Here is a 23,323-nt window from a genome sequence, read left to right on the forward strand (position 1 = left end):
TGCAAAATATACGAATTAGTCCGGCACGCGGCTTGCTTCGTTCAGCACATCATCACCAATCGTAGTGCGGTGATCTTCGGAGCGGCCCCGGCGCGTCATTACGTGTCTGGTCGCTACGACGATTTGCCGTGCGGCGATACTTAGCGAGCGGGACCGCGTCTCGGCAAAGTGCAGGGCAATCATTATGCGATCAAGGTTTCTCTTTTTGGGTGCTACGACGCTGGCGCTCGTCACAACGGGTAGAGCTATGGCGAACCTCGAGCGACAAGTACTGCCACCGGCGGTGTGGAACTGGTCTGGAGGCTACATTGGCGGTCACGCCGGCGGCGGGTACGGCCGAACCTCCTTTAGCAATCCCTTTGGCCCGTCGATCTATGGCGGCAGCCTCGATATTCCATCGTTCGTCGCAGGTGGCCAGATCGGCTACAATTGGCAGAACAACAGTTGGGTGTTCGGCCTCGAACTGGATGCCAGCGCAGCTGCCGCCAACGGCTCAAACACCTGCCTAGCCGCCTCCCACTTGATTGTAAGCGCAAACTGCAACGCAGGTCCCAACCTCTTTGCGACCGGGACCGGTCGCATCGGTTACGCCTTCGGCGCGCTCGGGCAAACGCTTGCCTACCTCAAGGCAGGCATAGCCTGGCAAAACAATCGGGGCGACGTCGTCAACAACTATGAAGGGGAGGGCCAGCCGCAGGGGAAAACCCATTTCGACTATGGCCGAGTTGGTAGCGTCATTGGGCTCGGTGTCGAGCAAGCCCTTACGCCTGCATGGTCGTTGAATGTCGAGTATGACTATCTGCATTTCGGCGGACCAAGTGTAGCCACCGCTTCGACAGTGCAGTTATCTCCGCCTGCGATTCTGGCGGCGAACACAACCAGCCTGTCCAGCAACTAGAACATCGGAAGAGTTGGTCTGAACTACCACTTTGGCGTGGACCCAGAGGCCGCACCAAGGTCCGATGCGCCGTATGCGAAATCAGCCGATAGCGTACCACCCATTTCCTACGCGCCCGGCTGGTCGTTCGAAGGCGGCTCGCGGCTCTGGCTGAGCCGGGGACGATTCCAGTGGGATTACAGCGCAGTTCCGTACGGCTGGCCTGAAGACCCCAGCATATTGGTATCGAGGCTCACTTATCATGGACTGGACGGACTTTCTGGGGAGTTATTCGGCCGTTTTGACAGTCCCTGGGGAGTGTTCCTGAAGAGCAACCTTGGCATTGGGGGCTTCAACAAAGGCAAGATGAACGATGAAGATTGGCTGCCCCACAAGGGACGCCCCTACCAGAACATCCTTTCAGGCCAGTCAAACGGAAGGTTCGCATATTACACGGCCGACGCCGGCTACGATTTCCTGCGCAGTACGAACTACAAGGTCGGCGGATTTATAGGCTGGGCCTATTACAGCCAGAGCTCAGACTCGATCGGTTGCGTTGAGTTCGCTAATCCGTGGCATCGATGTCTGAAGCCGGGCGACAACAGGATCATTGGCGGTGAGGATACTCAATGGAATGCGCCTCGAATCGGCCTGAGCGCCGAAACCATGCTGACCGAGCGCTGGCGCCTGAATGCTGATATCGCTTACCTGCCCTGGACCGATTTCAAAGGCCGCGACTATCATCTCTTGCGTCCCAAGACCACCTTTGACGAACAACGCGGCAATGGTGGTGGCGGCGTCCAGATTGAGGGCGTGTTGTCCTACTTCCTCACCGAGAACATCAGTGTCGGGGTCGGTGGCCGCTATTGGGCCATGTGGACCAAAAAGGACAGCGACTCTTTGTGCAGCAGCAGCGGCTGCGTCGGTGAGCCGCGCATTCTTGCGAAGTACAGCATGGAACGGTGGGGTACGTTCTTTCAGGCCTCTTACAAGCTCGATTAAGGACCTCACTAACGAGGCTCCAGACTTCAGATTCTTAGATGCCGTTCTGAAGTTTGCTGATGACCAGTCCTCGGCGCGCAATTGCCGCCGAGGATTGGCATGTCGCGATCACGCTGTTCGCCGGGTTGCTACGATTGCATATCACCCGCCTTGGACGAGGCGGGCGCAACTCTGCCCCCGAACCAAAGCTCGTCCACTAATAACAGCTCGATTTCTGGGTCCGGACGAATTCGCTTCAAAGCCGATTGCGCGCGCCATTGCGACCGGGCTGGGATGCGCTCGATGCACCATTTCTAAATTCCGCAGCGGGATCTCTGTTGGGCAACCGAGACCGCAGCGAGCCCCAACATCACGTCGCCGGTGAATCCGAAATGGAGACGATAGAGCCACCAGATTGCGCAGCACCGGTCGAGATCGTACATGGCGAGCGCGCGCCTTGTTGCTGCGACCATCCGCGCCATCGGCTTCATTCCGCGTGTCATCTGGAAACCTCGGCGTCTCCGGGCCAGCGCTCTCCATACAATGACTTTTAGGGCGGTGATGGCCCGCTGTCCGGCGCGTGCACCTGCAAGAGATTTGGAATTGAGATTGATGTTCGCCATGGCGTTCTTTTCCGCGTTTCGAAGCAGATTGCGCACACCTATGTGCATGCGCTCTTTGCCGTGATCCTACGGCGAAGGTGCTGCTTGCAAAACGACCAGATCTGGTAGTGCCCAATTGGCCGGACTCCCGACCGACAAATACGCTTACGCGATCCCACCGCTACGCGAAGCCACCTGCGACAGTGGTTGCGGCTATGCGACCTTTGCTGGCAGCTCCTTGAGAATACCTCGCGCGTCCGCCGAGGCTATCTAGGCTCGCATCGGCAGGGCCTACGCTGTTTCCGAGTAACCCCTCCAGGTCAGCGGTTTCGCTACCCAACTTGCGCGGACCCAGCCGACATCGAGCGCTGGCTTGCGGCCGAGCTCCGTCTGACCGCGCATGCAATTCTCGGTCGCCTCGCGAAGCAACGCCCCGAACAGTTCGGCCTGCACCACACCATCCTGACACCATCCTGCAGAGCTTGTTGGGATTGCCCAGAGGCAAAGCAGCCGAGACGATCATCCCGCACGGCTAAAGCTGCGGCGCTGGCCGCGCGTAATGGGCATTCCGCGCGTCTCCAGAAACTTCCGATCCCGCGCGGCATGGTGCAATCCCGGACTGGCCGATAGCCAGAGCTACATCGATCAAGCGAAACTAACATCCTCAGATGAGGCAATACCCAGGCAATATGGCAGGGGGGACTGAGGCCGGCGCCACGCGGACGAAACGTCCAGGATGACTGTTCATCTCGTGGGCTGCCAGTGGGCCCGAGGATGCGTACCCACTGGCTGCGCGAATAATCCACTATTGGACGAATGTCTCTCCAGCTAAGGACAACCGAAGTGATCGCAGGCCTCCAGCCACGCGCGATCGGTTCACAGCGGGGTTGTCTCCCGTGTAAGCCTAACGAACCCTCCTTCGGCTAATTCGGCTTTGTAGGCCCGTCCGTTAAGTAGGATCGTGGTGGAGTTATCTGCGGTCGGCATAAAACCATCGTGGCGCAGCTTCTCCATTAGGGCAGGTGTGGCCCATTGCTGTGCGAGCGGCATTCCGTAGTGCCATTTCTCCGCGAAGAAGGCTCCGAAGTCCGGTACCCCCGCCCGGCCGACCCCAACCACTTGGTCCTCCGCAGGGTTATGAACAAGACGAACGCGATTGGACTCATCCAAACCGGCCGTGTAGCGGTGACCTTGGATTTCATAGGTCATCGTCGGCTGGTCCGAGTCCGGCAAGAGACCGTGGTGGAACAGCCTCTCAACCATCGCGTCAGGGGCGATTTGCGAACCGTGTAAAAATCTCTGTGGAGCGGCGAATGTGACATCTACCGCTTCCTCAGGTGCGGCAGGTGATGACGGACCAGCTTCATTCATGATCTGACTGAACAAATCATGATCTTCCTGTGTCCAGACGTGCGCTGTTGGCGATTCCGGGGAACGGGCATTGTCGATCGGGTTCGGATCCATAAAGCTCTCCTTTCTGTTGTGAGAACAACGGCCTCTTGAAGATCTCCCCCAGGGAATGAGCTGAGTTCGTCACGAATTCAGAGATGGCTGGCTTCGTCATCGAGGGGCCAAGGTCGAATGTTAAAGAGGCTGGCTTTCGAGAAGCTGACAAGGTCGAAGAAGGAGACAAACCCGCAGCCGCATTTGCCACGTCTGATGCGATCATCTCCGAGCCAAGTCTCATTCCGCCTGGCCTCGCAGTCGGCGCGTGGGTCTGCGTCGTGCATTGCGTTCACCTGGGCGTAAAGCTGGTTAGGAGGTCCAGGTGATGCGGACCGCGGCCAGACCCAGTCTTGCACCGAACATGTGCATTTCGACCTCTGCCCGCGACCCGTCGTTCTGGCGGACGCTTCGAGCCTATGCTCGGGGCCGCTAACCAGAATGACCGCGATAGCCGCGCCAGCGCGAGAACAGACGAAAGCGAGACCTACGTGAGAGTCCGGCAAGCGCGGAGAGAAGTGTTTACCTGAGAGAACGAAATCGCTGAGACGCAAAAGCAGCCGAGACGATCATCCCGCGCACGGCTAAGGGTGCTCGGTGCCGGTGATCCGGGGACTGCCGCTGCGTGTAGCGGGTACTCCGCGAAGTCCCCAGTGCCTCGAACCCTGCGCGCCATGATACAACCTCGGACTGACAGCCGGAGCTACATCGGGCAAGCGGAACGTTACATCCCCAGGTGAGGCAATAGAAACCGCCAACTTTGTCCCGGCTGCTATGGACGCTCTGGGTCATGCAGATGGCACTCGTGTCAGGGCGTTGGAAAGAGAATTCACTGGTGTCCTGAATAAGGAAAATCGTCGTAATTTCGTGCGCGCGGTGGCGAGGTCGCCGCTGAAATGTCCGCTTCCTCCAAGCGTCCGTTGGCGAAGAACCGTAGGGCACATTCGTGCTCGCCCGTTGCGGGCGCACGAACGGTAACTCCTGGGTATGCGTCGCTGGTTTGCCTTAACAGCTCTCTAAGTGGTTGACCAAGATGTACGCCCTTGAACCTTTGGCAGCGCTCACCGAACGACTTGAGATCGGCCTCGTCGCCGTTGGGCCAAATAGCCGGGCCTTCTCCCAGTCCCGGGTGAGGCCCTCGCGCAGGAGATAGCCAACATGCGCGGGCGGGCAGCGCCGAACGCACCTTATGACGGACGACCCGGGTCTTGGCGGTCGCCAGACGCGAGCGACCCGTGAGCAGCCGGTTCGCCCGCTAGACGGGACCCGGCCGCGACACAAAGGTGGAGCACCGATGACTGGTGGATCTTGCCCGGCGCGAGAGACCGCCGCAGGCGCGCTGAGCGGCGGCAATCGGCTTGGCGACGAAAGGCGTGGCCCGCTGACGCCTCACGGAGCGGACGCAACCTGGCCGAGGCTGAAAGGGCGCGAGACATCGCCGATCGTGTTCGGCGCCCGCCAATTTGTCTCAAACTCGCCAAAGCAGCGCAATGTCTGGTGCCCGACAACTATAGCAGGTTCTCATATTTGTCTTGCCGGCAAGGCCAGTCATCAGATCAAGGGTAAAATGGGCCGCGAAAGGCGGGCATTTTTATTGCAGAGGTTACCGTGAGGTTCGTCGTGACACGCTTCAGCCTACATGTGAACAGGCGATGGCCGTGAGGACGAGCTCGCGCAAGTGGAATGCAACTTTGCGCGACCTGTCTGGTCGAAATGTTCGGGCCATGGATCGCGCTCCAGATCAGGTCGAGGATGGCGAGGCAATTTACTCCAGAGAGGCTGGAGCCGGTCCTCGGTCCGGCAGACGAACGCTTGACACGCCGCGCGGTGTTGGGCGCGACCATCGGCAACATTATCGAATTCTACGACTTCGGGACCTATAGCTTTTTCGCAATACAGATCGGTCAGGCGTTCTTCCCGGCAACTGACCAGTTTGTCAGCCTCATGCTGTCACTCGGAACCTTCGGCGCAGGTTTTGTGACCAGGCCGATCGGAGCCATCGTGCTCGGCTCGTATTCGGATCGGGCCGGCCGCCGACCCGCGATGATTGCCAGCTTTGCCATGATGAGCGCCGCGGTCCTGTTATTGGCTATCACGCCATCGTACGAGACAATAGGACTTGCCGCTCCGTTGCTAGCCATTTTCGCACGCTTGCTGCAGGGCTTTGCTCTCGGAGGTGAAGTCGGTCCAACGACAGCCTACTTGATGGAAGCGGCCCCCACCAAAGCCCGCGGTCTTGCGGTCTCCTTTCAGCCCGCGAGCCAACAGGTAGCTGCGACGGCCGGAGCGTTGGTTGGAGAAATACTCTCGCTCACCATGACAAGCGAAGCGCTCAATGCCTACGGATGGCGGGTCGCGCTGTTGCTCGGCGCGGCTACGTTGCCGTTTGGACTTTGGTTGCGGAGCGTCCTGCCCGAAACGCTGCACCGCCCCGAGGCGCCGGTTCCTGTCACCCCGCCTGAGGGGCGACGGCCTACCGATCGCCGCATCATGAGCTTGGGATTTGTCATCTTGGCCAGCTGCACGATCACGACTTATGTTACGGGATACATGACGACCTACGCGTTGAACACCCTCCGCGTTTCCACGCCTCTCGCGTTTGCTAGTACGCTCATCAGCAACACGGTCGGAATTTCTGCAGCACTGCTGGGCGGCCTGCTCGCCGACCGCGTAGGCCGTCGGCGTATCATGATATGGCCGCAGGTCACTGCATTACTGATGACCTATCCGGTATTCTTTTGGATTGCAGAGAGCCGCAGTGCCTTGGCACTTCTCGGAGGTCTCGGCGTCCTCACCCTGATCGGAACGATTCCGTATAGCGCCTTCTACGTGAGCATGGCCGAAGGTTTGCCCAAGTACATTCGTGGTCGCGCGTTCGCGACGATCTACGCTTTTGCGATAGCGATTTTTGGAGGCACAGCTCAACCGATCGTCACCTGGCTCATCCACCTTACCGGGAGTGCACTCGTGCCCGCCTGGTACATGCTTTTCGCGGGCGCGGCCGCGCTTTGTGCCATGCTTATGATGCCGGAGACGGCGCCACTCAATTATGTGCCCGACCATAGACGAACGGCAGTAACGCCACGACCGCTGCTTTAGTCACACCCGAACAGGTGAGGATGACATCTATGATGTCCGAAATGCGAAACATCGAGCCGGAGGACGGCTATGGGGCCAGCACGTAAAAGCAATCTATCCTGAAAAATTGGAGCAGCTTTACATCGAGCAGGAGCTCCTGTCGGTGCGCAGCGTCTCCGTCTGAAATGACTTGTTCCCGTTTACCCAATCTTCGCCGATGCGGCAGTTGCGCGATTGGCGGACGTCACCGACGGGGTGTAAGTGAGCCGTCACTATGATCATCCTTTAGAGAACAAGAACGTGCGGCTTGCGCCATCTGCCAGCGCAACCATACGGCATAAGGATGCGGCCGCTGTCGGAGCAGCGGCCGCACGAGGGTCGACCCTCATTCTCTGCTTGATATGTTTCCCGTTGTCAGTGCCGGACGCACGAGGGATCCGTCAAGCAAAAAAACAGATCGCAGATGCCATTCAACGGGTCATCCACGCACTCAGGATATGATGTATCGGCTACCGGCGCACTCGCCGCAACCGGCTGCGCGGCAACGTTTGCAGCAAAAGGAGGCACCACCGCCGTTGCAAGCGCGAGGGCGCTCGCGGTCACTAACACAGACTTTTTCATTCGAGACATCGCTTCCCTAGGTTAGCCCCAGCCGCTCTCGACGGTCTATCTGACGACGCTGCAAGCGGTAAAATTGATTTTCTTGATCAGATCTATCGACCGAATGGATAAGTACGCAGCAATGGACGATCGGCTCATCGATGCGATGGGCGAGGAGTTTCAAATTCGGCTGAACCAACGGGGCCGAAGCGGGTCTGACGGTCGATGCCGAGGCCCAGCGGTCGCTCGGACCTCAACGTCAACGAGATCGCCTGCGAGATCAAAAGCGAAGTGATGCACCGGGTGCTTAGGGCGGCACGGAATCGAGCTGTAGAAGATCGATCAAACTAGTCATACGGATTGCTGTCGTGAGCTCGCGCCATGACTCAATGAACAGTCCACCAAGCTGATCTTGCGGCGGAGCATGCTCTTCCGGCGATGCCACCGTTGCTCGCTCGTGGCGGCGACTGAAAAAAGCAGGGAAATGACTGACCATACGCCGGTGTATTGAAATCGTCTCCGCGGCGCCCGGCGCCATTGCAGTTGAAACGAAGAAGCTCCGACTTACTCGGATTGAGACGCTCAACGAAGAACGACAAGCCCCAGCATCTTTTGGGGGCCAAGGAGGCGTGATGCTGGGGCCGTCGTAGCCTGATGCTAGACTAGCAAACAGACGGCGTTGTTGTGCAGCGCCCGGTTTGATTCGTCAAAGCGGCCGGGACGCTCAGCTCCCGTACGGACCATCCGCGATCCGTTGAAGCTCGCCCGAAGAGTTTGCGCGCCAGTTCGCCGCGGGCAGGCAGGTGAAAGCACTGTGACCGGGCTTATCGCCGCCAGCATCTGGTATATCTCCCGCCTGCAATAGTCAGCGGCCCAGCTTCTCGCCCGAGCGCCGATGTTCGCCAGGGCAGGGAATGGCAGCTTGCTTGTACGACGACCGACAATCCTCCGGATCGCCAGCCGATACCCCTCCCGTAAGAAGTGTTCTCTCCCCGGCTCCATCCTTGTGTAAGCTGGAGTTCGACGAGGCTCGGCGCAGCTCAGGCAATCCGCCGAGCCGGTCAACGGCTCACCGGCGCAAGACAACCAGCTCACTAGATCCCCAGTCGAGCCATCTGAGCCGAAGCGTGCTCCGGGTCGGGAAGGGGCTGCCATGGCTGGCCAGCGGCGGTGCTCAACAAGGACCTACAGAACGCGGGAGTGAGCTTGCCTCGGTGGATCACGACGTTCTCGTGCCCCTCGGCGGCTCGAGCGTTCTGCCAGTGCTGATTGTAGCCGCGCTGTTCGTCAGACTTCACGTGGCAAGCGGCGAATTCGCGATCGCCCAGCGTTGCCAATTGCCAGGCATGTACCGGCCGCTTGGTATGGATGTGTACCCACATCGGCCTTGGCGTCGCGCCATTGCTCAGCGCCATGGGCTGTAGCTTGATTTCGAACAGCGTCCCTGGCTCTCCCTTCAAGGCGCGAGGTGGATCCACTGACGCCAGTTCCCCCGCTGCCCGTAACTGTGCAAGGTATTTCTGCGATGGAAACGCATAGGTCTTCATGCAATCGCTCGTGATTGCTGCCTTTCGCGCGCTCAATGACTTTGCCTGCCCCTGAACCTCGGACCCCATCCTTTGAAGCCGGACTATCTTTTCGTGCACTTCGGGCACCTGCGCAGCGGTGAGCAGGCCCCGTCGGCGAGGCTCCTCCAGCGCGGCTACACAGGCCTCAATCTCGGAGGACTGCGTCTGCAAGCGCTTGATCACGCGATTCAGGACATGTTCGGCGTCGTCGGGCTTCATCTGGCGCGCTTGCGAGACGGCGCTTTGCTGAGCCCGCAGATCGAACTGCAGCAGCTCGTCCAATCGCTCAAGTAATCCCGGCAGTGCCTTCCTGGAGGGCGGAGCCTGCCACATCTGGAGGTGATCGGTCGCAGAGGATGACGCAGCTGCCTCCTCCGGCGTGGCGAGTTTCTTTGTACCGAGATCCGAGAGCACGATGACCTTGCCCGTCGCGGCCGCGGCGGCATCGGACCTTCCCAGTTGCGGCGCGGGCGGGTTGGCCGTCGAACTCCCCTCGCCCGCGGCTGCTCCGCGCTTTGCTTTGCCCTTTCTGCGCGCTGGAGTGCCTTCACCCACCAGGGCAGTGTTTTCAGGAAGCGCAGCCCAAGCCGGCGGTTCAATCGTCACTTCCGTCTTTGGCTGCAATGCCAGCAGCCGCATGACCTCGTTCGCCGTCACCCACGCTCCGTCCACGATCTCGCCAAGCAACTGCAAAGGAAGGTCAGCTTCCGTTCCAGCCTCCCTCAGGGGCTCAAGCATGCCCCTCAGTTTGGATGCAAATTCCGAAAGCCGTTCCATCACTCCTTCCAGAACGGCGCGGTGCTCGGCGTCGAGCACCGTTCCTCCGCGAACGGCCTCGCCCGTCGAAATAAATGCCGGAAAAACATCTTCAACAAAGGTCCCGAGCAGACGCACCCGCCCGCTCTCGTCCATGAGGGCGGCTCGCACGTCCGGTGCTAACGTGCTCGCTCGCGACTCAATCAAGAGCTGCGCGAGAGCGATGCGCGATTGCAGATACATGCACCTGGTATTGAGCACCCAGCCCGTATTGAGCCTGAGTTGGCCCTCTTCGGTCTTGCGCATCTCGGGCGTGCTGCTTGGCAAGTGGGCAGTAGCCGCACAGACTGACTGCATCCGCTCGAAGCGCAACGCCTTCTTTCCCCACAAGTCCATGCAGGCAGCATACTGGTTCGCGACGCCCGCAACGACGCGGCTCAGCTGGTCGGGCGGAGCGGTGTCTTTGACCTCGTCGAGCAGGGCTTTTGCTTTCTTTCTCCTGTTCTCAAGTGGGTACAGAATCTCGGTGGTTACTTCGTTACATTGTTTGCCCGCATCCAGCGTGTTGTCGCGGAGCCGGCGAGCCTGATCGTCGGGCAGGATACGACGCGCCAAATTGGAAGGCAGATTCGCGTAATACTCCAGAACTGTTGAGCCTGCTTCGACCACTCGATCGATCAGCTCTTGCGCCTTTTCCGAGTTGCAGCGTTGCATGGCCGCTCGACGGCAAGTTTCAAACTTCTCAAGCAGGCTGTCCAAATTTCGCTTTGCGGCCTTGATCTCGTTGCGCGTTGGCGCCGCCATATCTGAAGCCGCAGTTCTGTCTTGAGGCCCGGAGCGCATCCGCTCCAGGACGGCATCGAAGGATTGACCGCGTTCCCCAGGGAAGAGACCAGGCTCCAGGCTCGAACGGCTCAATTCCCCGGCGCTGTCGGCTCCCGCCGCCTCACCCTGTGATGAATCAGCTCGGCCAATACCTTTCATACTTCATCTCCGAATAGTCGAGAGTGCGCAGCCTGTCTGGATAGGCCGCCTAGCTGACGACTAGCTGACCAAGAGCCATTCATCGGGATGCACAAGAAATAAGACCTCGCCTTGAGTTCCACGCAGCTTGGTCGTGTTGCTGAACTAGCCGCATCAGTGCCGGTGTGATCAGCTGAGACGTGACCGGCGTCCGACCTGCCCTACCCACGGAATAGTCCCTACCCGAACGCCTTGGCTCTATGCACGCGAGCTGGGCCAAGTCAAACGCTAGAGAGCAGCCAGGAACGCGCTCGCCTCTTGAACGGCGATTTTTGGCCAAGCAGAACTGGCCAGTGTATGTCGATCGGCAGACCTTCGCTCGCAACGCACGCGTCCCGCTATCCACTAAACAGACTTCGACCGAAGAGTTTACCAAGTCACCAGCCATCGACGGGTGTGCCGAGACGTCGGAGGCCATCAGCAACGACATTTTGCCCGTTGGAACTGAGCAGAATCGAGGTTGCGCAACTCCCTCAAACTATATCTCGCAAAAGCCGGGCCGCCGCCCAGGCCGGTTAAATCACACTCATAGAAATGTGGCAGCAAGCGTACCGAGCACACCGAGCGTCACCCCGACCAGCGAATTGGGTCTCCGCACGTCTCTAAAGAGCAGAAAGGTGAGTATCGGCTCCACTACCAGAATAGCTCCCACTATTTCGCGGCAATGATCCAGATATTCTTCATATGCATGTGGCGAAGCGCTTATCTGAAAATGAGGTAGATGCCACCGAAGGATATCAGGAGAAACATCGGCCACAGGCATTGCCAAATTACTGCCGGTCTTCCCCAGGGAGCTTGAGGTAATCAACTCGGGGAATATCCAAATCGCTTCTCCAAGGAAAATCGCTGCAACCCGCTACAATCTTCAGCATCAATTCATCGGGCTCCACGTTCCGGCTATACAAGGCAACCCGAACAGGCGGCATCGGAGTTGCCGTTGAGGCCCTTTCGGCATCTCAGGCGTTTGCAAGTCGAGACGCGCGCCTGACATGTCGCTTCTCACGGGGACTTCAAACGTCTGCCCGGTCGATCAGTAGTTGCCCACTACAAATGCTTCGCGTCGATCGAGCCATCTGCGCAGATTGAACAAGATAGTTCAGATCAATCCACCCTGACCGCGCACCGGCGGCCGGGGACCGGCGCGACCAGGCCTACGCTTCAATCCGCACGGGGAGAGCCGAATAGCCGTGCACGAAGTTAGATGCAATTCGCTCGGGTTCGCCGACGACCTCGATCTCCAGTCTCGCATCCAAGATCTCTTCCCAAAGGACTCTCAACTGCAGTTCGGCAAGATGTCGACCAAGACAGCGATGGATTCCGAATCCGAACGAGAGGTGCTGCCGCACATTCTTCCGGTCGATCACGAAACTGTTGGCGTTCTCAATGATCTCTTCGTCTCTGTTGCCGGAGATGTACCACATGACGACCTTGTCGCCTTTCCGGATCTGTTTCCCGCCTACGATGCTGTCGACCGCGGCAGTGCGGCGCATATGCGCGATCGGTGTCTGGTATCGGATAATCTCGGACACGGCGCTCGAGACCAGCTTGGGATTGTCGGCTAGTTTTCGCAGTTCGGAGGGGTACTGGCTCATGAACAGGAGGCCGCCGGTAATCGAGTTGCGCGTCGTATCATTTCCCCCCACGATCAGCAGAATCAGATTCCCGAGAAACTCACTCGGCTTCATATGGCGTGTGGCGGGCGAATGCGCCATCAAGGAAATCAGGTCGAGGCGCGGCTCCGCATTAATGCGCTCATTCCAAAGCTTTGTGAAATAGTCCAGACATTCTGACAAGATTGTGCTTCGCTTGTCCCAGCTGTCGATCGCATGGCCTGCTTTCGGAGTTGTAACAGCTACGTCTGACCAATAGGTCAGTAGTCGCCGATCCTCAAATGGAAAGTCGAAGAGCGTGGCGAGCATTTGCGTCGTCAACTCTATCGAGACCATGTCTACCCAATTGAAGGCTTCATTGCGCGGCAAGCCATCGAGAATCGCCCTGACCCGAGAGCGGATCAAGGTTTCGAGCTTCGTCAGGCTTTCCGGTCCGACGATCGGGCTCACGGTATTGCGCTGCTCGGCGTGCTTGGGAGGCCCCATCTTGATGAAACTCTGGGTCCAGTGCTTATCAGGCACGTCAACAATAGTGACACCTTGCTTTGATGAGAATGCTTTGTGGTTTGTGTCTACCGCTACGATGTCCCGATACTTCGTCACAGACCAATATGGACCATGAGGGCTGTCTTTGCAGTAGTGAACGGGATCTTCTCTTCGCAGCCGGTCGAAGAAACCCCATATGCTGTCGTCTTGAAAGCGCCTGCCTTCGCTTACATCCAGCTCGCTCAGCGGAATAATGTCATCTGCTTTATGATCTTCTGATCGCCTGCTCATGATCGTCTCCGCAGATTTTGCTCCCGAGAGGCTACAGATCTAAGGTCACGATTCACCGTTTCGAGCTGCCGTGAACGTTTGACTGCGACGGGCCGCCCGACCAGACTATCTCAAAGCGCGGCTGGCCTAGCCCTACCACGTCGGGCAGTAAGGATCGCATTGACTTTCCGACCCGATCTACTCAATCACTGAGAGCTGTCACCACGAGTTGGACGAGGGCTGTGCGAAAGGACAACATCCAATCGAATACACACTCCCAAGGTAGCCAGCCATTTTGCCTCTCACTGTCGTTTCGGTCCAGGGAGACCAATTGAGGCGGCTCGGCAGTCTGCCGCCCATCTGGTGATCTTGGCCGAGGCACCCCAAAGCGGCGAAGCTGAAGGCGGCAATCTTTCCATCGCTTGGGATAGTAGTTCCCGGATTGGGGTGTCCTGTGGGGTAACCTGAGAAAGAGGGGGAGCGAGGAGGCTCTGAAATGCGGACGCGAGCAGGTGCAGGTAAGGTCCGCAGGTCTGCAAGGTGAGCGCCGGAGAGGCTTCAAACCTGATGCGGTGTCCGGCCTGGAAGGCTCGGACACTGTAAAATGGAGGCTGAAGCCTTGCACCGAAACGCTGCAGGAACCGTTTCGGTCGAGAAACGTGGGAGGCGGGGCAAATCGGAGCGACCGCGCATGACGGAGCGCCGTCCCGACTAGTCGCCGAAGCCGAACGCCTTCGCGTCAGGTCGAGCAGCAAAACCTGGGGCAGCCCGCCCGAGGCAAATGTGCGAACAGCACGTCAGAGTGAGACCGGCGCTCAAATGCGCCGATTCGCTGAGATCTCCCGCCGCATGATCAAGTCGAGAGCTTTTCCCGCCTAGATAGCTGTGTTAAGATATCCTCTCTTTAGTAGTGGAGGAAGTGATGAGCCATGACCGGATCGTTACGGCGGCCATCATCGCCGTTGGCGCTCTCAACACGGTGCTCGCAGCGATAGCGCTCTTGTCGTTCTGAGCAGCGCAATTTTCTCATGCGACAAGAGGCCATCTCGATTGGCGGCCTCTTTCATTCACGCAGCGTCTCCGCGTATGGCCCGATCGCGTATACGGAACGCGGTCTCCGCTTGGTCCGCTTCGTGGCGCCAAGGATCATGCAGCCTATCTTCTTTTCAGCCCGCCGGTTCGACGAGTGGGTCATCCGGTACCGGGTCTAGCGGCTTCGGGGTACCCGTCCACCGCGCCCGTTAAGAGAGTAGTTACCACTCACTGTCAGCATTTCCATATTAGGTCGCCATAGGCGGCAGCCAATCTGAGAACGTCTGATTTTCCGACACGCCCGGTTGGCGGTCTCTTTCAGGAGAGGCCCAATGTTCAAGGGCTTCACGGTGGCAGTTGCGGCGCTGATTTTCACAGCGCAACTGGATCAATACCTCACGCACGGTCGGTACACCGACGCGGCGATCGCTATGCTCCGGCACATCAGGCATGGGTTTGGCTTTTGAGAAACCGGAACGCATCTGGAAAGCAATTCACGGGTTGATCTCGATGCGGAGGAGCAACGCGCCATAGCCATATTGGGAGCTGGGCTTTGTGTCGAGCTGTGTGACCTGCTTGCTCTCCTGAGCTTGAGGCAGCTCGGTCTGATCGGAGTCTGCGATTTGAAAGCTGCCGCGCACGAGTTACGGAGGCGCGTTGTCTTGAGCGAACTCGGGTAACGATCAGGTGATGATCAGATGATAAAAGTGCGGATCTAACATGACGGTGCGCGACAAGACGTTCTCACCGCGCCGATTATTGGGTCCTCAGGGGGCTAAGGGCTGGATGGGATCGACAACGGAAGGGGCCGGCTCTGGTTGGGATTAATTGGGCGGTCAATTTGACCAAAGAGCAAGCCGATCGCCTCGCGGAGATTGAGTTGACGAGCACGAGCGGGACTAGCGTAAGCCCGGTCAGAGCCTAGACAGCGAGACGGATGAGTGGACATCCTCTTCATCTTGCCGATCAACGCCGAAAAGACATACCGACACCGCCCGCCTAGCATGCTTCCTTCTTTGGACAGACTGATCTCGCGAACCGCCATCTCGCCCACAGCAACAGCGTCAGTCACTCCAGGACTATGAACCTCAATCACTCTTTTGCGATCAGTCGCAGTTTGGATCGCCATGATCGACTCGACCAAGCCAAGCTTCCTAAGAGCGCAGTTCAAGCCAGACTCGAAAAGGTGTTGTTGGTCACGAGCGAAATTGATGCCGGAAATCAGGCGCGAGATCGGCATAGCTGCGCTCCCGTGCTTGATCTGGCGGAAGCACAAAGAGTCTCTCAGACGCTGAAATAAGTCACGGACCCGCGATGATGTTTGTAGGCTGCACCTCCAGGAAATAGCAGTCATGGGACTCATAGTGCCGATCTCCATAGTAACACTTCGTCTCTAGGCGCAAGGTATTGACCATCCAGTCAGCACCGCTTCGGAGCCGAGTTTATGCTTAGGCGTTGCCGACAGATGCGCCTTCCTTCCGACGTGTCCGCTTTGGGCTGAAACCGGCAACCTCAACCCGAGCAGATGTCTTCCGCTTGGCCCTCGTCAGCCGACATTGCGTTATTGGCTCAAGCCCTAGATCATTTCCCTTTTGCCAACTCGAAAGCTACGAACGTAATACCCTTGTCGCTGAACGGCCGACTTTATCTCGTCGCTGACTTTGAGAACTCTAGTTCTGCTCTTGCGCCATTTATTGGAAGAGTAAAGTGCGGGCATCTCAGAAGCGTTGCTTATGACGAGGAAGTCCCGCTTGTTATTACGAATAGACATCAAACATGTCACCCTCGCAGAAATGTCGAGTAGAGCAAATATGTTTGGTAACGACCGTGTCAGCTGTAGTGCGCTGGGCCCCGAGCGGGTGGTAGTCTGGGATGCCTGCTGGTTAGACTTCGCACCCAGTGAATGTCGGGGAAATGTTAGCGCGCCAACCGATCAGCTCAGATTTCTTTTTGCATGCTGTTTCCATGCCAGGCCAGTGTACTAGTTCCGTGAAGGCCATGCTGTGAATATTGGTCTAGCTATGAGTTCTTAGGCAGATCGATCCAGAGATCCGGAGCACCATTTAGGAGGGTATCCTGATCTGGAACATAGATACTATCGAAAACCCTCAGGCCGTGAGCCGTTGCCGCGCCAATAATGATGAAAGGGAGCTTGACCTGCTCTAGATCTTCGAAGCTGTCAGCGCCGACAATCCGAAGATAATCGAATTTAAACCGTCGGAACTTTATGTGAGATGCAGCCGACGCTACAAGGTCCTTGACGCTCGACGCTCCTCGGACGATCTCTTCCCTTAAATGGTTGAGTGCCGTGAAGAGGCACGACAGCTCATCAAGCTCAGACCGGCTAAATCGCCTTAAGCGCGACGAAATCGGCACTCCATTCTTGTATCTCACGGTCGGCACAAACCTTATCTCGCAATCCAGAAGGAGGTCTGCAACGGCGCGCTTCACCAGGATCGCCTGACCGATATCTTTCAGGCCGAAGTAGCTGCGAGTTGGCCGCGCATAGCAGATCCAGCGGACCGCACCGGTTACAGCTTCCTTCAAGCACGCCTCAGGCCCATCTAAACGCAAATGATAGTCACCTTGCGATACGAACGTTCGATAGCCAAGCGGAAACATTTCGGTGTCGCTCGAGGAAATCACGGCAGTCGCTCCCGAACGTAGGGCAAGTCCAATATCATCGTCCAAATTGAAATCGTAGCTCCCGCCTGGTCTAAGCTGGATCTTGTTCGGGTACACTGTGACAATCGCGACGTCATTCTCCAAGGCCGCTCTTCTGATCAGTTCTGCATGTCCAAGATGCAGGGCGCCCAGAGTGTGTACCGTGCCAATGGTCTGACCTGTTCTTGCGACCTCCCGGATGAACGCCTTGCCTGCGGAAAGACCTGCCAGATGCATGTTCTTACTCCAGTTTCCTTGAACGCAAAAAGAGTGGAGCGCTTGGATCTCGGAAGATGCGCGGCCTGGGCATCCTGTGTGGGCCGCGCACGCAGACGAGCTCCAAAGAGCTTCAACGCCCGCTTACAGTCGAATGACCGCATCAAACTGATCTAAGCTCATGGGCACTGTAGCTCCCTCTGCTCTTGCGGTTTTCAAAGGAGTCAGGTTGACCCTTCTCGACCACGTCGCATCAACGATGAGAGTTCAGCCAGATAGTTCGATGACTCGCTCAGCTGATCCCCCTCCAGAGCGACCTGCAGTCCCCGACAACGGTCGGCAAAAAACGGCGGCTCGAAAGTGGTTATCTTAGCGCCTGAAAAGTCGACCTTCACGAAGCTGGCCTGGAATGGCGATATCCCACTCAGGTTCGCATCGCGCAGGGACGATTGGTTCATGCGAACGTATGCGGCTCGCGTTGCCTCCAGGTTGCTATCGGTCATACCCGCGGCGAGATATGCCTGAACGAGATTGGAGCCTTCGAGATTTGCGTGGCCCAATGCCATTGATTGCGGCGGATCACCGGTGATCATCGACCTGTAGAGGTAAGCCTGTGATAGGTCCGCATGTTCGAGATCGCAGTCGCGCACAAAGGCGCAGCGGCCGCGAAGACCGGTGAGTTTGGCGGCTCGCATTGTGCTCTCTGTTATCGAAATGCTCTCACCTGATGCCTGAGATAGGTCCGCTCCGTCCAGCTGACAGGAATGAATAGATGCACTGTTGAGCACAGCACCGACGAGGTTCGCGTCGGACAGGCCTACGGACAGAAGCCGCGCCTCGGTGAGGTCTGCCTGTTCCAGCTCAGCGCTCGCGAGATTTGACAGGTGAAGATCAGCGAATGGGGCGCTCAGGGCTCTCGCCCGAATCCGCCCGCTCACCTTTGAGAGTCTCAGATACGGAAGATGAGCACCTTCCAAGACAAGACCATCGATGGAGGTGGGACGCACGATCGATAAACAGTCTCCCTTTGACTGGAAGAACGAGCAATCCGCCAGATGCGTCTTCGTGATCGTGACTTGGCTCAGCTTAGCAAAGCGGAAGGAAGCGGAAGGAAGGAAGCATTCATTGATAGTTGACCCCTGCAGTTCCGCGCCATCGAATACAGCATTACTCGCGTCGCACTGATAAAGGAGGAGCCCGCTGAGCATCGCGTTGTCAAAGCGTGTTCTTTTCATACTGCAACCATGAAACAGGCTGCCGGTTGCATCAATTACATTGCGCAGACTGGCGTCATCGAAGTTGCAGACCTGCGCTGCCATGGCGTGCATATAGGCAAAATCAAGCTTGGCCCCGAGGAAACTTGCCCGCTCTAGCCCCGGACAGATAAGGTTCGCCTCAGAAAGATCTGCACGATCCAACTTTGCTCCGTAAAGCTGCGCACGATTAAGGGTACAGCGTCGCATCGGGAAATCTGAGAGGTCGTGACCGCTAAAGTTCTCGGAGGATAGCTGCAAACCAATCCCGGTCCTTTTGATCGCCTCCTCGGTTCGCCTGCCGACAGCAGCCACTGCGCGCAGCCGATCGGCAGCTCGGCTCCAGTACCGAACGAACTCGCCGTCTGATGAAAGCTCGTTCTTCGGATCTGAGCAATGCCCCGCCCCTTCATTCACGGTGCATTCGCTATCAGCGACGATCCTATGCGACATGTCGGGGGTTCCGTATTGCCCGGATTTCGGAAGGCCTGTTATTGACCTCTTTGTGCTGGGCCTGCGCCCACGCTATGCGCTTTGTGATTAGCTCGTCTGCGAATTGGCGACACGATGCGTCGATGAGGCTCCTGTTGCGTCGGTGTTCTTCGCAGCGGACGCTTAAACACTTCAGCCGAATCCTAGTCATGCGTCCCCACTGCTACTCGGTGCGATTGTTCACCAAGCCCGCCAACCTCGAGAACGATCTGTCCGTTGACAGTGCCGATATATCTGACAAAGCGATTTGTTTCGTCAGCTCTGGGAAACTCCACATCACTCTCCATCAAACCGAATGCGCAAAATTCTAGGTCTTCTTTTTCAGAATGGACCCGCGGCTTGCCGGTGGAAAAGTGATCGTTCATCGAGGGCTGCACTCAGCTCGGCTTAACTCATCGGTAGCAACGAGCGTGCCAGCCGCGTCAGTCGAAATTAGCGAGCTGAATACGGCGTCATGAATTCGAAATTGGCGCCGAATGTTTCGAATCTGACAAACAAGGCTTTGTCGGGAGCCGCACCATGGCTAGGCTATCGTTAAAGCGAAGATTCCGAGCTCGTTTGCAGGAGAGCAAGAGCCGCACTCCTTGCGGGCAGGCAATTGATGGCTTGCAATTCCACACGTGCAGATCGCCGGTCTCGCGGTTAGCCTGTGTTCGAACTCGGCCAGGCCTGCTTCGCGCGCCGGCCGGTCCCCTGTTTTAACCCGTGATCCACAGATTGTCCTTTCCGAGCGATGAGCGAGGGCGCAATCGCGACCAAATCGCGGGCCAGCGCGGCTGCCCCGCCATCGGCGACAGACGATTTTTGAGAATGGAAATCGAATTCGAAGGCATTCACGCGATGCCTTCTTCGAGGATCGTAGCTGAATGACCACTCCGTTGAACACGCACAAGGCGCGGCATGGCCGCGATAAGGCTCCTGGTATAATCAGACTGTGGATTACGAAAAATCTCTTCAGTGGTGCCGCTATCGACGATTCTCCCCCGGCGCATAACTATGACGCGGTCGCTGATATGACGAACAACACTGAGATCATGCGAGATGAAGAGATAACTTACGCCGAGGCGGTCCTTCAGATCGCCGAGCAGGTCCAAGACCTGCGCCTGGATTGAGACATCGAGCGCCGAAACGGGTTCATCGCAGACGATAACGGCAGGATTTGGTGCAATCGCGCGGGCTATCGCAACGCGCTGGCGCTGGCCGCCCGAGAGATCGAGCGGCCGTCGGTCCAGCAAGGCCTCGGATAGTCCGACCATATCGAGCAGCTCAATAACGCGCTCCTGCCGCTGCCGTTTCTCGACGTCGCCCGAAAGACTATCGGATATGATGCGTCCGACCGTCCATCGTGGATCAAACGAGCCAAGAGGATCTTGGTAGATGATCGATATCGCCCGCCGCCGAGCCCGCCGTTCGCGTTCCGCGAGCGTGGTCCAAGGCCGGCCTGCAAACTGAACGACTCCATCGTCAGGCTTGTCGAGCGCCATGACCATGCGCGCCATCGTCGATTTTCCTGATCCGGACTCACCGACGATGCCCAAAGTCTCTCCGGATCGCAGTTCGAAGGAGACGCCGTCCACAGCCGCCCGTGAAGTGCCATCCGGGCCCTCAAAGCGCTTCACCAGACCTGTCGCTTCGAGCAGGATGGAACGAGCTTGCGGCAACGATTGCACGGGCGGCTGTGTTTGCCGGCCGGGCAAACTCAGAATAGTCGATGGTGAGAGACGTGAGCCGCGCGGCCGGCCTGATGGCACAGCGTCCAGCAGCTGACGAGTATAGGGGTGTCGCGGATCTTTGAATATCTGGACGGCGGGGCCGCGTTCGACGACCTCGCCTCCTCGCATGACGAGGATTTCGTCGGCCACGCGGGAGACCACTGCCAGATCGTGACTGATCAGGATCAGCGCCTTGCCCCTGGCTTTGGTTTCCTGGAGGAGTGCCAGCACATGAGCTTGCGCCGTCACGTCGAGAGCGGTAGTCGGCTCGTCAGCGATAAGGATGCGTGGATCGAGTGCAAGTGCCGCCGCGATGAGAGCTCGTTGACGCTGACCGCCGGATAATTGATGGGGCAGCTGCTCGGCCTTCGTCTCCGGCTCAGGGACACCGACGAGTTTAAGGAGAGCAATGACCCGCTGCGCGAGCTCCTCGCGGGATGATACCGCACCGTGGAGGAGTAAGCCTTCACCAACCTCTTTGCCGATCGGGCGAAGCGGATCAAGCGAGACGAGTGCATCCTGTAATACAAAGCCAATCTTGTTGCCGCGGATGCGCCGCCAGGCACGATCGTTAAGGCCGATCAGGTCCGTCCCCTCGAAGCTAAGCTGGCGTGCATGAACATTGGCGTGGCGACCAGCGAGGCCTATGAGAGCCCGCGCACTTACGCTCTTGCCCGAGCCGGATTCACCGACAATTGCAAGACATTGTCCCGGCCGCAGGGAGAAGGATATACTGCGCACAGCCGCTTTCTGGGCGATGCCGCGCCCGAAAGAAACACGCAGCGAATCGGCTGTGAGGAGGTCTGCCTCCTGCAAGAGAGGCTGGGGGCCGCCCTGGGACATTCACGTTCTTCCTTCCAGACGGTCCTGTAGATGGCGCCCGACGATGGTGACGCTGAGAGCAAACGCCGTCACCGCCAAACCGGGTATGATCTCCAGCCACCAGGCGTAGATCACATAGTTGCGCCCGGCATTGAGCAGCGCGCCCCATTCAGGGGCCGGGGGAGCGACGCCCAGGCCTAGAAAAGCAAGACCCGAGGCCCATATAATCGCCTGGCCTACGCCGATCGTCATCATTGCCGTCAGCGGGCTCATGGCGTTCGGAAGAATATGCCTCCAGACAATACCGGGAAATGGATGACCCAGCACCTTGGCGGCCTCCACATACCCTGTCCCTTTGATGGCAAGCATCTGGCCCCTGATCATGCGCGCATAGCCTGGCGCTGTGCCGATTCCGACAGCTATGACCTCAGTCAATACCGACGGGCCAAAAACGGTCACGAACACAAGGGCGAGCAAGAGCGTGGGAATCGCGAAGAGCACGTCGACAATCCGGCTAAGGATGCTGTCGACTACGCCACCAGAAAGCGCTGCGGCGATGCCGAAAACGATCGCAATGGACATGCTCAGCGCCGTTGCACCAAGTCCGATGGCGAGGGATTGGCCCGTTCCCTCGACTATTCGAGAGTAAAGATCTCGCCCCAATTGATCAGTTCCCAACCAATGAATGATCGACGGAGACTGCAATGACGATCTCAAATCAATAGCGAGCGGATCGTGCGTCTGCAGTACCTTTGGGGCCATAGCCGCGAAGGCAAAGAGGCCAATTATGATAAGAGAGACGGTAACCCGGAAGGGAACATGGCGCGTGATTGCCAGGACTTCTTTGAGCGAACGAGATATGGTGACTTCGGCGAACATGCTCATGTCAACTTGATCCTCGGATCAACCAGCCGGTAAGTCAGATCGACGATCAAATTGGCAAGAACGAATACGCCCGCAGAGATCAAAACAGCTCCCGAGACAATCGGAACGTCTCTCGAGGACGTTGCAGCGACGAGGACTCCACCTAGTCCTTGACGGGCGAAAACCACCTCGATCAAGATCGCGCCCGAAAGAAGTTTGCCGAGCGCCCAGCCTGACAAGGTAATCCCGGGCAATGCGGCGTGGCGGAGGACATGGCGAAGCCTGACGCCAAAATCACTCATACCTCGGGCCCGTGCGCACGTGACGAAGGGCTGCTCGAGCACGCGCGTGAACTCGTTCTGAACGACTTGTCCGAAAAAGCCCGACAGTTCAAGAGCCAACGCAAGTGTCGGCAGAATGAGCCCGACCGGAGAATTTCCACCGATAACCGGAAGAATGCCCAGCTTTACCGCAAAAACAACCAGCAAAATTGTGGCCAGCCAGTAAGGCGGCACTGTTGCCAAAAAGACTTGCGTGTCATTGAGCAGCTTCGACCATATGTTGTCTCTGCCGGCGATGAACAAGGTTGTCAGGATGGCGATAATCCATGCGAACAGCAACGCGGCGATCGCCAGAATAATCGTAGGCCCAATCTGCTCCGCGATGATCCCTACGACAGGCCGATGCTGCTGGTAGGATTCACCAAGATCTCCATGCAGGATTCCCAGCATGTATTTTCCGTATTGAACCATGAGCGGTTGATCAAAGCCGTATTTCGCATTGATCGCCGCGAGTTCTGCCGCGGACGCCGGCCCGACGTTGCCACTTGTCACATTAATGATGATCTGGGCGCGATCGCCAGGCAGCACACACTGAATTAAGAACGCAAACGTTGCGGCAGCCCACACCACCACTACGCCGGACAATATCCGGCGCGTGAACCAAACAATGGGATGATGGGTTGCTATCTTCAT

14 protein-coding genes and 1 pseudogene are annotated in these 23,323 nt (G+C 57.9%); 4 read left to right on the plus strand and 11 right to left on the minus strand.

Going from position 1 to position 23,323, the window contains the following annotated elements; genetic code table 11:
- Nucleotides 1–247: 247 nt before the first annotated feature.
- Both I6F12_RS24870 and I6F12_RS24875 read left to right on the plus strand, forming a co-directional pair.
- Nucleotides 248–898 carry an outer membrane beta-barrel protein gene (locus I6F12_RS24870; RefSeq protein ID WP_225157464.1) on the plus strand — a complete coding sequence of 217 codons (651 nt, stop codon included), beginning with the start codon at nt 248–250 and terminating at the stop codon, nt 896–898.
- A 36-nt stretch (nt 899–934) separates the two neighbouring features.
- Complete coding sequence (locus I6F12_RS24875; protein WP_225157465.1) at nt 935–1,879, plus strand: omptin family outer membrane protease; 945 nt, start codon at nt 935–937, stop codon at nt 1,877–1,879.
- Nucleotides 1,880–2,172: 293 nt separating this feature from the next.
- Here the strand turns inward: I6F12_RS24875 and I6F12_RS24880 are convergent, their stop codons facing one another.
- Both I6F12_RS24880 and I6F12_RS24885 read right to left on the minus strand, forming a co-directional pair.
- A complete protein-coding gene (locus I6F12_RS24880) occupies nt 2,173–2,481 on the minus strand; it encodes a hypothetical protein (RefSeq protein WP_225157466.1) in 309 nt (102 codons plus the stop codon).
- Nucleotides 2,482–3,336: 855 nt separating this feature from the next.
- A complete protein-coding gene (locus I6F12_RS24885) occupies nt 3,337–3,924 on the minus strand; it encodes a hypothetical protein (protein ID WP_036043214.1) in 588 nt (195 codons plus the stop codon).
- Between the two features lie 1,731 nt (nt 3,925–5,655).
- Between I6F12_RS24885 and I6F12_RS24890 the strand changes: the two genes are divergently transcribed.
- The gene (locus I6F12_RS24890) at nt 5,656–7,002 is read left to right on the plus strand and encodes an MFS transporter (RefSeq protein WP_225157467.1); all 1,347 of its coding nucleotides are present in this window, start codon (nt 5,656–5,658) and stop codon (nt 7,000–7,002) included.
- A 1,673-nt stretch (nt 7,003–8,675) separates the two neighbouring features.
- On the opposite strand, the gene I6F12_RS24895 is transcribed toward I6F12_RS24890, so the two are convergent.
- Together I6F12_RS24895 and I6F12_RS24900 are read right to left on the minus strand one after the other, a co-directional pair.
- The gene (locus I6F12_RS24895) at nt 8,676–10,889 is read right to left on the minus strand and encodes a hypothetical protein (RefSeq protein ID WP_225124623.1); all 2,214 of its coding nucleotides are present in this window, start codon (nt 10,887–10,889) and stop codon (nt 8,676–8,678) included.
- Between the two features lie 1,190 nt (nt 10,890–12,079).
- The gene (locus I6F12_RS24900) at nt 12,080–13,315 is read right to left on the minus strand and encodes a cytochrome P450 (RefSeq protein ID WP_225124624.1); all 1,236 of its coding nucleotides are present in this window, start codon (nt 13,313–13,315) and stop codon (nt 12,080–12,082) included.
- 1,343 nt (nt 13,316–14,658) lie between these two features.
- On the opposite strand from I6F12_RS24900, the gene I6F12_RS37375 reads away from it, so the two are divergent.
- On the plus strand, nt 14,659–14,793 hold the full coding sequence (locus I6F12_RS37375) for a hypothetical protein (RefSeq protein WP_275970522.1): 135 nt from the start codon (nt 14,659–14,661) through the stop codon (nt 14,791–14,793).
- A gap of 1,109 nt (nt 14,794–15,902) precedes the next feature.
- On the opposite strand, the pseudogene I6F12_RS24905 reads toward I6F12_RS37375, so the two are convergent.
- The 7 genes and pseudogenes from I6F12_RS24905 to I6F12_RS24935 all read right to left on the minus strand — a co-directional run bounded on the left by I6F12_RS24905 (nt 15,903) and on the right by I6F12_RS24935 (nt 23,323).
- Nucleotides 15,903–16,104, minus strand: a pseudogene (locus tag I6F12_RS24905) (hypothetical protein).
- A 241-nt stretch (nt 16,105–16,345) separates the two neighbouring features.
- Nucleotides 16,346–17,227, minus strand: a complete 882-nt coding sequence (locus I6F12_RS24910) for a pantoate--beta-alanine ligase (protein ID WP_225124625.1) — start codon at nt 17,225–17,227, stop codon at nt 16,346–16,348.
- Nucleotides 17,228–17,430: 203 nt separating this feature from the next.
- The gene (locus tag I6F12_RS24915) at nt 17,431–18,912 is read right to left on the minus strand and encodes a pentapeptide repeat-containing protein (RefSeq protein WP_225124626.1); all 1,482 of its coding nucleotides are present in this window, start codon (nt 18,910–18,912) and stop codon (nt 17,431–17,433) included.
- Nucleotides 18,913–19,094: 182 nt separating this feature from the next.
- Nucleotides 19,095–19,316, minus strand: coding sequence for a hypothetical protein (locus tag I6F12_RS24920; RefSeq protein ID WP_157785211.1), 222 nt, complete (start codon nt 19,314–19,316; stop codon nt 19,095–19,097).
- 468 nt (nt 19,317–19,784) lie between these two features.
- A complete protein-coding gene (locus tag I6F12_RS24925; RefSeq protein WP_244431448.1) occupies nt 19,785–21,479 on the minus strand; it encodes an ABC transporter ATP-binding protein in 1,695 nt (564 codons plus the stop codon).
- A 27-nt stretch (nt 21,480–21,506) separates the two neighbouring features.
- Complete coding sequence (locus tag I6F12_RS24930; protein ID WP_036043227.1) at nt 21,507–22,370, minus strand: ABC transporter permease; 864 nt, start codon at nt 22,368–22,370, stop codon at nt 21,507–21,509.
- A complete protein-coding gene (locus I6F12_RS24935; protein ID WP_162131267.1) occupies nt 22,367–23,323 on the minus strand; it encodes an ABC transporter permease in 957 nt (318 codons plus the stop codon). Before I6F12_RS24935 ends, I6F12_RS24930 begins: the two co-directional genes overlap by 4 nt.

The sequence above is a fragment of the Bradyrhizobium sp. IC4059 genome, from assembly GCF_020193615.1.
Classification (GTDB): domain Bacteria; phylum Pseudomonadota; class Alphaproteobacteria; order Rhizobiales; family Xanthobacteraceae; genus Bradyrhizobium; species Bradyrhizobium yuanmingense.

Coding starts and splice junctions, on each gene's coding strand:
- I6F12_RS24870 (WP_225157464.1), top strand. CDS start 248: ATGGCGAACCTCGAGCGACAAGTACTGCCACCGGCGGTGTGGAACTGG.
- I6F12_RS24880 (WP_225157466.1), bottom strand. CDS start 2,481: ATGGCGAACATCAATCTCAATTCCAAATCTCTTGCAGGTGCACGCGCC.
- I6F12_RS24885 (WP_036043214.1), bottom strand. CDS start 3,924: ATGGATCCGAACCCGATCGACAATGCCCGTTCCCCGGAATCGCCAACA.
- I6F12_RS24890 (WP_225157467.1), top strand. CDS start 5,656: ATGGCGAGGCAATTTACTCCAGAGAGGCTGGAGCCGGTCCTCGGTCCG.
- I6F12_RS24895 (WP_225124623.1), bottom strand. CDS start 10,889: ATGAAAGGTATTGGCCGAGCTGATTCATCACAGGGTGAGGCGGCGGGA.
- I6F12_RS24900 (WP_225124624.1), bottom strand. CDS start 13,315: ATGAGCAGGCGATCAGAAGATCATAAAGCAGATGACATTATTCCGCTG.
- I6F12_RS37375 (WP_275970522.1), top strand. CDS start 14,659: ATGTTCAAGGGCTTCACGGTGGCAGTTGCGGCGCTGATTTTCACAGCG.
- I6F12_RS24910 (WP_225124625.1), bottom strand. CDS start 17,227: ATGCATCTGGCAGGTCTTTCCGCAGGCAAGGCGTTCATCCGGGAGGTC.
- I6F12_RS24915 (WP_225124626.1), bottom strand. CDS start 18,912: ATGTCGCATAGGATCGTCGCTGATAGCGAATGCACCGTGAATGAAGGG.
- I6F12_RS24920 (WP_157785211.1), bottom strand. CDS start 19,316: ATGAACGATCACTTTTCCACCGGCAAGCCGCGGGTCCATTCTGAAAAA.
- I6F12_RS24930 (WP_036043227.1), bottom strand. CDS start 22,370: ATGAGCATGTTCGCCGAAGTCACCATATCTCGTTCGCTCAAAGAAGTC.
- I6F12_RS24935 (WP_162131267.1), bottom strand. CDS start 23,323: ATGAAGATAGCAACCCATCATCCCATTGTTTGGTTCACGCGCCGGATA.